Here is a 9,752-nt window from a genome sequence, read left to right as displayed (position 1 = left end):
GCTACGCTAGACACCCTTGGCCGCAAGGATTACAAATTAAGAAAAATTCCGCAAGTTTTTGTCTATTGAAAGAATAAATAATCTCCCAACTGCTATCTATTTAACATAATGGCGGTTATACGAAGTACACTTGTATATTAACATAAATATCAATCACTTAAAAATTTCGTCATAACCAAGAAAAGGCAAAAAAACGGCTTTTGTAATAAGTTGGTGAGTTTTTAGGCGAATCTGTAACATTTTGCCAAGAAAATTGGTTAATAAATGATCAATTAAGGAAGGAGTGCCCATTTCATCAGCTTTCTGAATCTCAAACTATCCCCAATCGCTGTGGATAAAATTTAGGCTATTTTGTACGCCCTGGCGTACATGAAACTCGGCCCTTTGCGGCTGTCCAGGATAGGTGAATTTTCCTATGATGAAGCCATAGAGAACAGGATGTTCCAAACAACAAGAATAAGAAAGATCGCACCAGGAACGTGAGGTAAGACAGGAGTCATACTTAGCAACCCAATATGAAAAACCCCGGCAGGATGCCGGGGTTTTTTATGCTCTGTACTTTTAGATGAGGCCTGGATGGACATCTAGAATATGGATTAAAGTCATTCACCAATTACAACAAATCACACGCTACAAATTATTTAATGATAAGATATGTATCAATGATACCTATCCTATTAGGAGATAAAAAATGGAAGTTGCTAAAGTCTTTCAAACAGGTCGAAGTCAAGCCGTTAGGTTACCTAAAGCATTTCGTTTTAATGGTACTGAAGTAGCGATTAAAAGTTTTGGACGTGGTGTGTTATTGATGCCTATCGACAATCCTTGGGATGTAATGCTAGAAGCTCTAAACGAGTTTGAAGTTGGATTCAAGTTAGAACGGGCAGATCAGGGCGAACAGGTACGTGAGGATTTCAAATGATTTACCTCTTAGACACAAATATTTGTATCTATGTGATCAATCATAAGCCAGAGCATGTTTTTGAACGCTTTAAACAATACCAGCTTGGTCAGCTTGCGATTTCAAGCATAACAGCATCCGAATTAGCTTTTGGCGTTGAAAAATCTGGCTCTGAGCGTAACAAACAGGCATTGAACAAGTTTTTATCACCCTTAGATATTTTACCTTACGATGAGAAAGCAATCTGGCATTACGCAAAACTACGTCAAGATCTACAATCTACAGGTAAAATAATTGGTAGTTTGGATATGCTAATTGCAGCGCATGCCCTAGCTTTAGATGTTGTATTAGTCACAAATAACATCAAGGAATTTGAGCGTATAGATGGATTAAAGTTAGAAAACTGGGTTTAATTACAATTTCTAGTCCTTTTAAGGACTAGATTTCTCATAATTTGTATAATATTAATTCTATTAAGATTCCATAAAAATGAAAAAAATCTTTGTATTAACTCTACTGGTATCTTCAACATCTATTTTTGCTACTTCCCCCCCGCTTACACCACAAAATTTAGAAAAATATAAGGGTAATCAAGAAAATAAGATGTCACGTTTGAGAGTAAGTCTGGCTGTTTCTAGCAATAATGATCAGGGTGAGATTAATATCTCTAATTTCACTTTATGTTCAACAATTACTTGCTGGAAAGCTGAGGTTAATAAACCTGTACCTATTGTAAATAGTAGTACCACAAGAGGTCAGCTAGTAGCTGACGTTTTAATTCCAATGAATGAGCAACTTAAACAGATCTTTTTTGAACCAACGACAGGAAAGCAGTCGATTGAAGGCAATTTAAAGTTCGAAAAAGTAGTCAAAATTGAGCCTGAATATCAAGGCCACACTTTGTATATTGTTTTAGATAAGGTTAGTAAAGGAAGCGGTGTATTTCGCTACTTTCCAGTCGCTAGTAGTGCGTTGCCTTTTAATCCTGAATTAAAATACTATCTAATTGATCCAAAATTCAATCAAACAATTAATCTAAATAGTAAAAGTATGATTACGTTTCCAGCAAATTTCTTGCCTGAGCCTCAATTATTTTTTATTGCTGAGCATAATGTAGGTAAAAAATTTCCAATGCTCGATATATATCCTTACCTCAAGGGCAGAGGTGATCTTAAAATTAAGTTAGCTGAAGTAAATAAAGGGAGTAACAGTCATCCTCAAAACCAAGTTATTTCCTCAATAAGATATTCTGAAATTACTTCTTCTAATACTCGTGTAATTAATGGATCGGATACTCCCAATACAGCAGTTTTAGAAAAAAAGTCATTATGGCTCAGGCTGCTGAATATTCTAAATTTAGAATAAAATTATAATAAAAATTAAAGGCCTACCTTTGACTGGCCTTCAATTTTTAAACACCTCTTTTAATGTGGTGTTTAACATAAAATCTCTTATACGAAGTCAAAAAAATAGCCCCATACCCATATTGGATAGGAGCTTTATGGCAAAAAATAGAGTGAACTCGATAAAAAATGAAATCCTCTAATTCTTGTTTTAATTATTTTTCTAACTAAGAATTAGAGGATTAATTTCTTTACCTCTGGAGTTTTATAATTATTGTTATAAGACTTATTAGATCACTTATTGCTCAAATAATCTTCACAATCTGATCATTCACTTATGGGTAAGTGTGATGGAAATCACAAAATCAATCAGATCTAAAAATCACACAATTACACTATTTATGATGAGCGAATTGTTCTTTTAATTTTCTGATCAGTCTTGTATTCCGACAAAGCATAGACCGCCCAGATCGCAGCTGGGATCCAACCTAGAATCGTAATCTGAAGAAATAAACACATCATTCCTGCGAATGGTCTGCCAATAGTAAAAAATAGCAGCCAGGGAAAAAGCAAAGCAATCAGAAGTCTCATATTACATTCCTATTGATGCGTTATTTCAGGTGAATTAATTTCTATTGAAGGGGTAAATTAAACAATTTTCGATCACGTTCGTCTGTTAAATACTTATCCATTTGTGTAATTAATTTGGCTCTAGCCTGTTCATCATCTTCGGTAATTTTTAACATGCAGGATCCGATTAAAATCTTACGTCTGGTATCGTTCTTTCTTGCCTGTTCTTTCTCTTTAGCACGTTCTCTTGCTAGTGCTGCCTGTCTTTGAGCCTTTAACTGCTTTAGCTTTTCTTCCTGTGCTTTGATTTTGCTGTCTAGTGTTTCAGTAACGCTCATTAATCCAATACCATCATCTTGGGAAACCATCCCTAACATAAGCGCACTTGAATCTGCATTCAAGGTGCTATATGTATAGTAATGTTTTCCTCTAAGAGCGCACTTATGCAAACTTCGTTTGCAAGTCCGATTGGGGTCTCCCCCAATACCCCGACAACCGTATGCACGGTTGTATTTCACTATGTGAAAATTTAAAAGCGAAAAATAGGCATGGCGATTTACCACTTTTCAGTCAAAACCGTAGCACGATCTGCAGGGCGTTCCGCCACTGCTGCAATCGCCTATCGGGCCGGTGAAAAGATCTATTGTGAACGTGAAGGCCGAGAACATGATTACAGCCGAAAAACTGGGGTAGAACACAAAGAGATTTATTTACCCGAAGGCGCACCAGAGCATTTAAAAAACCGGGGAAAACTCTGGAACGAAGTGGAACAACGAGAAACCCGAAAAAACTCGACAGTCGCCCGGGAATTTGAAATTGCCTTTCCAAGTGAGTTGAACCAGGAACAACGTCTGGCCATGCTCGAAGAACTATGCGCCAGTATCGTGGACAGACATCAGGTGGCCGTCGATGCCTGTATCCATGCACCGCATACTGGATCCGGCAGTGATGAACGCAATTATCACGCCCATATCCTGATGAGCACACGTAAGCTCACTCCGGAAGGTTTTACTGAGAAAACCCGGGAACTGGATCAGAAACACAGTGGAGAAATTGAACACTGGCGCGAACACTTTGCCGATATCTGCAATATGCACCTGGATCTAGCCGGATACACCGCCCGAGTCGACCACCGCAGCTACAAAGACCAAGAGAATGGCCTGGAAGCGACCCTGCACGAAGGACCGAAAGTCACCGAACTACGTCGAAAAGGGATTGAGACCGAAATCAGCCGCAGCAATGATCAAATCAAACAGAGAAATCAGGCTCAGCTGCAATACGGCAAAAATATGGATCTGCTGATTGCTGAAAATGAGATCAAACTCAGCACACTGAAAACTGAACAGCAGATTCAGATCAAACATAGCGCTAAAACGCCACCAATTGACGAAAAAGCCCTGTTTGAGGAAAAACAGAGGGAAACCCTTGGCAAAGTGCTAAATCGCGAAATCAGCGCAAAAGACGCGAATCTAGACCTAGAATTTATGCAGGATGTTTTTAAAAAGGCCGAAAATACCTTCGGCAAGATGCAAAAACATGAAAACGAGTTCAATCAGCAGCTCGCCCAGGACATCGTGAAGAGCCGACTCAAGCAAAGTTATGACAAATTGCAAAGCCTGGTCGATCAACACAACGAATTAACCCAGAACAAACCCTTACTGTTTGGAAAAAAAGCCTGGGAAGCCCAACGTGACGAGATTTATCAGGAACACAAAAAGCTAAAAGGTCAGCATGAACACCAGAAAAAACATGGTGTGAAGGATTTATTGGAAAATGAAAAGTTCAAAGAACATGCCTGGAAGCAGTACCAACAACAACATCCGGCCAAAGCCAAGCAATACCAAACTCTATACTCAACCTATCAAGTTATTAAGAAATGTGTGAATGAGATCAAAGCAGAACAACAAATGAAACTCAGACAAGAACAACAGCTCAAAGCACAGCAACATGCGCCTAAAATGAAATCTCGTGGCATGAGTCGATAAACAGAGCGAGTGTCTACGAGCGAACTGAGAAAATTTGCCCTTTCCTTTCCCTGATTACAAGCTCCCTATCCATCAATCACCTGCATATCAGAGCATCCCGAATGGGTGCGAACTTTCCAAGTTTAATCCCTAAACCGAGCGTAGCGAGAAAAAAAGCTCATGAGCGAAGCGAATTCCGAGTTGCTTTTGATCTTGCTTTTGCTTTTCCTCAAATTCACGAAAATATGAACCAAAAATTGCCCCGACGAATCGAGCGAAAGCGAGATTCAATAGAGTTTGAGCGAAGCGAAAACCAAGGGCAATTTTTCAAATTCCCTTTTTTAATTATTTTTAAATCTTTTAAATCTTTTCAGCCCTCTGTATGCCTTTAGTAGCAATGGTTTCAGTATTTAAATATGACGGATTGACTACTAACTATGACGGATTGACTACTAACTATGACGGATTGACTACTTAACTATGACGGATTGACTACTAACTATGACAAGTATATATTTGTCATATATTAAAAATTAAATGGTTTTATTTTGGATAAGAATCAAGTTGTAAAATCAAATCAAGTTATAGAAGCTTCATATCAATTAAGTGCCGTAGAGCAACGTATTGTCTTGGCAGCCATTTCACGTATTCCAAAGAATCAACCCATCACAGATGATGAGTTATACCCAGTGAGTGTTAATGAATTACAGCTCCTAGGAGTACACGAGAAAACAGCCTATAGAGATTTAAAAGAAGGGATTAATAGACTTTATGAAAGGTCTATCAACCTCTCTGTAGACGATAAATCTATCAAAATGAGATGGGTACAAGAGGTTCAGTTTTTAGATAGTCAAAGTGTCATTGGTATTCGCTTTTCAAAACCAATTTTGCCTTTTATATCTAACCTAAGTAGAGAATTTACGAAATATGCTCTATCTGATATCGCGGGTATCAACAGTGGGTACGGTATCCGTATCTATGAGTTACTGGTGCAATACAGACAAATAGGTAAGCGTGAAATCTCTGTTGATAATCTACGAACCATGCTGGAACTAGGTAAAAAGTATCCGTTATTTGCTGATTTTAAAAAAAGGGTAATTGATACTGCTGTAGATCAAATAAATGAATACAGCCCTTTACGTGTGACGTATGAGCAGAAAAAAACAGGTCGTAAAGTTACTCACATTACTTTTTCTTTTAAAGAAAAAACAAAAAGTATTGGTCAGGAAAGTACAGACATACCGAAAGAGTTCTATAAGTTAACAGATGCTCAGATAAACATGTTTGGTAATCAACTATCACGTCTACATGAACTTTCTCATCTAGCACGTGAGGGCGAGAGCTATGAAATATTAGCTTCAAAAATCAAGGAAAAACTTAGAGATCCAAAACAACAGAAGCAGTTTTTACCTTACTTACGGAACTTAGGCTTCAAATCTTGAGTGTATTGAAGAATACACTTATTGTATTCTTCAATACGTATCTTAAATACACAGTAATACACTATGAAAACAAGTACAAAATACAGTGTTAGTGATGCTGCCACACTGTATAAAAAATCTAGAGCGACACTTTATAAAGATATAAAAAATGGGGTATTAAGCCGTGATCATGATGGCTTTATAGACTTTTCAGAATTATTGCGTGTATATGGTGAACCGTTTTCTGGAAAACAGTCAAAACGTATTGATACGTCTCTAATACAGAATCTGGATACACCCGAATACACTGATAAAACAGTAGTAGAGTTGAAAAATCAGATCGACTTTTTAAAGAAACAATTAGAAAAAGCAGAAGATAGAGAGGCTAAAGCTAATGCTCGTATCGATACGCTTCTTACACTAATTGAAATGAAGCCATCTAAAGCTATTAGTGAACCTAATAAAGAGAATATTGAAAGTAATATTTCGCCAAAACCAACTGATATGGCAACAAATATTCAGTTAAAGCAGGTTAAAGAGGACGGATTGACTACTCCAGAGAACAAACGTATCCCTGTTCCAGAACATGTTGAGCCAGAACCTAAAAAGAGAGGCTTCCTGAGCCGTTTTTTCCTTCCGTATGGTTAACCAGGACTCCAATTTTTTGATGAGCCAATTTCATTGCCAGCAATGAAATAATGACTCCTCAAAAAACCGGATGATGTTTATTAAAACTGAATAAAACCGTGGAACATTGATTAAAAATTAGGAGTGGAACATGAATAATCAATAAAAAGCCGCTCTGGTGCCCTATATTCCAGAACGGCTTGCTTTAATATAATGATATTTAAAGATAAATATCAAGCATTTCGTATAAGGTGTATTATGTTAATTTTAGGAATACTAAATTTTCATAAATTTCGATAGGCTATAATTTCTTTCACTATCTGAGCCTTTAAAATATTCATTTCTCCAATCAATATTTTTTTTTCACCATCTACTAATTTTACTTCAATTTTTTGATCAAAATTCTCACCACATTGAAAGTTTAAATTTGGTCTTTTAGGAATATTTATAAAATGAAGATCGCCTTCAAAGCGATACTGATAACTATATTTTTTAGGGAGATCTGATAAAGCTTTTATACCTAAAAGCTGATAATTTTCTAAACTTTGTGCTTTAAGAAATGATGTGATAACTCCCTCACATACATCTTGTTGCTGTTGAACTTGTTGAGAAACTTGTTCTAGTTTACAAGCAGTTAATCCTCCTAATGTTAAGAGCATCAAAATAATTTTCATAATGAGTATCCGTTTGTACCTGAAAACAGAATATATCTGTTACTTTAATGGATACAGATGCAGATAAATTTAAAAAACAGGTACAGATTGACAATGTTTCAATATCAGATCTTAGCAAATCAATTAATTAATAAAATCAAAGGTCAAGAGTTAGAATCTGGACAAAAAATGTTGTCTTTACGTCAATTTTCTAAACAACATAAGGTCAGTATTAATACGGCAAAATCTTGTTATGATCTATTAGAGGCCCAAGGCTTTATCTATGTGGTCAACAAATCGGGATACTTTGTTCAGAATATTAATGGATTAGAAACACTCTCTAATTTAGCTTTACCTCACCATTCTGATTTTGTTCCAGGTATACACGAGGTTTCTCATTTAGATCTACAAATTCAGATCCAAGAAGCAGCAACTAAGAAAAAACTAGCTCAATTAGGCTCAATTCAACTTTCTCCTGACTTAATTCCGGTTACTTTTTTAAAGCAGTCAATGCTACGGGCAATTAAAAATAGTAAAGCTGAAGATTTTCTCTATAGTGATCGACAAGGCCACATTCTTTTACGCGAAGCTCTATCCGCTCATTGGGCAGAAGATGGTTTCTATATCCTTCCAGAGAGTATTTACATTAGTAATGGATGTATGCCTGCACTATCAGTAATAGTTCAACAGCTAACTCAAGTAGGCGACAGTATTATTGTCCCGACTCCATGTTATAACGGTCAGTTGCAATTATTAGCCTTGCTTAAGCGGAAAATTGTTGAAGTTCCTGCACATACAGAGGGATTTGACTTAGAGCGATTAGAACAAGCAATGCAACATTCGGGAGCAAAAGTCTGCCTATTAACAGCTAACTATCAAAATCCTTTGGGGTTTTGCTTAACAAACAAAGATAAAGAAAAAATTGCACAATTGGCTGCTAAATATCAATGCTATGTTATCGAAGATGATATTTATGCTGAATGTTGTTTTGATAATCTACGACCTTTGCCTATCAAATACTGGGATGAAGATGGATACGTCATATATTGTGGATCTATTTCTAAAACAGTTTCACCCGCCTATCGAATCGGTTGGTTCTGTACTCCTTCAAGACTCATAAATCTGCATGCTAAATTGATAACACAGAACATCAATGTAAATACTCCATTACAACTTGGATTGGCAGACTTAATTTATAGTCGCGCATATAGACAACATTTAAATAATTTACGCCCGAGGCTATGGGCGCAGGTAGAAGAATATCGATACTTCATCGCAGAAGCTTTTAAAGATATTTCTTTTGGGTTAACCAATCCTCAAGGAGGATATATTTTATGGCTCCAGTTTCCACAACAAATAGATAGTTGGGAAATGTACTGCTTCGCTCAGCAGCAAGAGATTAATATTGTGCCGGGATTGGTTTTTGGTGCAGGCAATCGCTATAACAATTGTATAAGGATCAATGCTGGACATTTGCTATCAGATGAAGTTAGACAAGCAATACATCTCCTTGCAGACTGGGCAAGGCATCAATTAAAGTCTTAGAGTTAACTACTAAATAGCTGACCTATTTCTAACCTGGTATAGCCACGTTCTTTAAAGATCAAAATAATTGCTTTTTTATAATCTTCAGAAGTAGAAGTCTTATACTTAGTTATCAGTTGATTCTCAGAATTCAGCTCAAGATTATTTTTGATGGTTAATACTTCGCTAGAGGTCTTGTTAAAGATATTTAGGTTAAACATACAGGCACTCGTCATCCGTATTATAGCGGCCCGACTATAACGAATACCTGTCTTAGCTACGCTAGACACCCTTGGCCGCAAGGATTACAAATTAAGAAAAATTCCGCAAGTTTTTGTCTATTGAAAGAATAAATAATCTCCCAACTGCTATCTATTTAACATAATGGCGGTTATACGAAGTACACTTGTATATTAACATAAATATCAATCACTTAAAAATTTCGTCATAACCAAGAAAAGGCAAAAAAACGGCTTTTGTAATAAGTTGGTGAGTTTTTAGGCGAATCTGTAACATTTTGCCAAGAAAATTGGTTAATAAATGATCAATTAAGGAAGGAGTGCCCATTTCATCAGCTTTCTGAATCTCAAACTATCCCCAATCGCTGTGGATAAAATTTAGGCTATTTTGTACGCCCTGGCGTACATGAAACTCGGCCCTTTGCGGCTGTCCAGGATAGGTGAATTTTCCTATGATGAAGCCATAGAGAACAGGATGTTCCAAACAACAAGAATAAGAAAGATCGCACC

11 protein-coding genes are annotated in these 9,752 nt (G+C 36.7%); 7 read left to right on the top strand and 4 right to left on the bottom strand.

The features are described from left to right. Window positions 1-691 precede the first annotated feature (691 nt). The 3 genes from ACNPNW_RS04565 to ACNPNW_RS04555 all read left to right on the top strand — a co-directional run bounded on the left by ACNPNW_RS04565 (window position 692) and on the right by ACNPNW_RS04555 (window position 2,266). Window positions 692-922, top strand: a complete 231-nt coding sequence (locus ACNPNW_RS04565; protein WP_005020941.1) for an antitoxin — start codon at window positions 692-694, stop codon at window positions 920-922. Then, on the top strand, window positions 919-1,314 hold the full coding sequence (gene vapC / locus ACNPNW_RS04560; RefSeq protein ID WP_005020938.1) for a type II toxin-antitoxin system tRNA(fMet)-specific endonuclease VapC: 396 nt from the start codon (window positions 919-921) through the stop codon (window positions 1,312-1,314). Before ACNPNW_RS04565 ends, vapC begins: the two co-directional genes overlap by 4 nt. A gap of 76 nt (window positions 1,315-1,390) precedes the next feature. Further along, window positions 1,391-2,266, top strand: coding sequence for a hypothetical protein (locus tag ACNPNW_RS04555; protein ID WP_005020936.1), 876 nt, complete (start codon window positions 1,391-1,393; stop codon window positions 2,264-2,266). 377 nt (window positions 2,267-2,643) lie between these two features. Here the strand turns inward: ACNPNW_RS04555 and ACNPNW_RS04550 are convergent, their stop codons facing one another. After that, entirely contained in the window at window positions 2,644-2,835 is a 192-nt protein-coding gene (locus ACNPNW_RS04550; protein ID WP_005249151.1) for a YqaE/Pmp3 family membrane protein, read from the bottom strand. Window positions 2,836-2,876: 41 nt separating this feature from the next. After that, the gene (locus ACNPNW_RS04545; RefSeq protein ID WP_155757254.1) at window positions 2,877-3,152 is read right to left on the bottom strand and encodes a DUF8583 domain-containing protein; all 276 of its coding nucleotides are present in this window, start codon (window positions 3,150-3,152) and stop codon (window positions 2,877-2,879) included. A 210-nt stretch (window positions 3,153-3,362) separates the two neighbouring features. On the opposite strand from ACNPNW_RS04545, the gene mobQ reads away from it, so the two are divergent. The 3 genes from mobQ to ACNPNW_RS04530 all read left to right on the top strand — a co-directional run bounded on the left by mobQ (window position 3,363) and on the right by ACNPNW_RS04530 (window position 6,847). After that, window positions 3,363-4,799 carry a MobQ family relaxase gene (gene mobQ, locus ACNPNW_RS04540; RefSeq protein ID WP_448766601.1) on the top strand — a complete coding sequence of 479 codons (1,437 nt, stop codon included), beginning with the start codon at window positions 3,363-3,365 and terminating at the stop codon, window positions 4,797-4,799. A gap of 527 nt (window positions 4,800-5,326) precedes the next feature. Then, the gene (gene repM, locus ACNPNW_RS04535; RefSeq protein WP_336755127.1) at window positions 5,327-6,220 is read left to right on the top strand and encodes a replication initiation protein RepM; all 894 of its coding nucleotides are present in this window, start codon (window positions 5,327-5,329) and stop codon (window positions 6,218-6,220) included. Window positions 6,221-6,283: 63 nt separating this feature from the next. Next, window positions 6,284-6,847: a plasmid replication DNA-binding protein gene (locus tag ACNPNW_RS04530; protein ID WP_336755129.1), complete on the top strand. Its 564-nt coding sequence runs from the start codon at window positions 6,284-6,286 to the stop codon at window positions 6,845-6,847. A 263-nt stretch (window positions 6,848-7,110) separates the two neighbouring features. On the opposite strand, the gene ACNPNW_RS04525 is transcribed toward ACNPNW_RS04530, so the two are convergent. Next, complete coding sequence (locus ACNPNW_RS04525; RefSeq protein ID WP_448766600.1) at window positions 7,111-7,500, bottom strand: hypothetical protein; 390 nt, start codon at window positions 7,498-7,500, stop codon at window positions 7,111-7,113. 93 nt (window positions 7,501-7,593) lie between these two features. On the opposite strand from ACNPNW_RS04525, the gene ACNPNW_RS04520 reads away from it, so the two are divergent. Further along, window positions 7,594-9,024 carry an aminotransferase-like domain-containing protein gene (locus ACNPNW_RS04520; protein WP_448766599.1) on the top strand — a complete coding sequence of 477 codons (1,431 nt, stop codon included), beginning with the start codon at window positions 7,594-7,596 and terminating at the stop codon, window positions 9,022-9,024. Window positions 9,025-9,026: 2 nt separating this feature from the next. Here the strand turns inward: ACNPNW_RS04520 and ACNPNW_RS04515 are convergent, their stop codons facing one another. Then, window positions 9,027-9,224 (bottom strand): hypothetical protein, encoded by a 198-nt coding sequence (locus ACNPNW_RS04515; RefSeq protein ID WP_448766598.1) that lies wholly within the window; start codon window positions 9,222-9,224, stop codon window positions 9,027-9,029. Between the last annotated feature and the right edge of the window lie 528 nt (window positions 9,225-9,752).

Source organism: Acinetobacter endophylla (assembly GCF_053543775.1).
The sequence above is the reverse complement of the archived record's forward strand: the minus strand, read 5'-3'. Positions and strand labels throughout refer to the sequence as shown.

What these genes read in the sequence shown, in the direction of transcription:
- mobQ (WP_448766601.1), top strand. Translation starts at nt 3,363, where the DNA reads ATGGCGATTTACCACTTTTCAGTCAAAACCGTAGCACGATCTGCAGGG.
- ACNPNW_RS04525 (WP_448766600.1), bottom strand. Translation starts at nt 7,500, where the DNA reads ATGAAAATTATTTTGATGCTCTTAACATTAGGAGGATTAACTGCTTGT.
- ACNPNW_RS04565 (WP_005020941.1), top strand. Translation starts at nt 692, where the DNA reads ATGGAAGTTGCTAAAGTCTTTCAAACAGGTCGAAGTCAAGCCGTTAGG.
- ACNPNW_RS04545 (WP_155757254.1), bottom strand. Translation starts at nt 3,152, where the DNA reads ATGAGCGTTACTGAAACACTAGACAGCAAAATCAAAGCACAGGAAGAA.
- ACNPNW_RS04555 (WP_005020936.1), top strand. Translation starts at nt 1,391, where the DNA reads ATGAAAAAAATCTTTGTATTAACTCTACTGGTATCTTCAACATCTATT.
- ACNPNW_RS04515 (WP_448766598.1), bottom strand. Translation starts at nt 9,224, where the DNA reads ATGTTTAACCTAAATATCTTTAACAAGACCTCTAGCGAAGTATTAACC.
- ACNPNW_RS04550 (WP_005249151.1), bottom strand. Translation starts at nt 2,835, where the DNA reads ATGAGACTTCTGATTGCTTTGCTTTTTCCCTGGCTGCTATTTTTTACT.
- ACNPNW_RS04530 (WP_336755129.1), top strand. Translation starts at nt 6,284, where the DNA reads ATGAAAACAAGTACAAAATACAGTGTTAGTGATGCTGCCACACTGTAT.
- vapC (WP_005020938.1), top strand. Translation starts at nt 919, where the DNA reads ATGATTTACCTCTTAGACACAAATATTTGTATCTATGTGATCAATCAT.
- ACNPNW_RS04520 (WP_448766599.1), top strand. Translation starts at nt 7,594, where the DNA reads ATGTTTCAATATCAGATCTTAGCAAATCAATTAATTAATAAAATCAAA.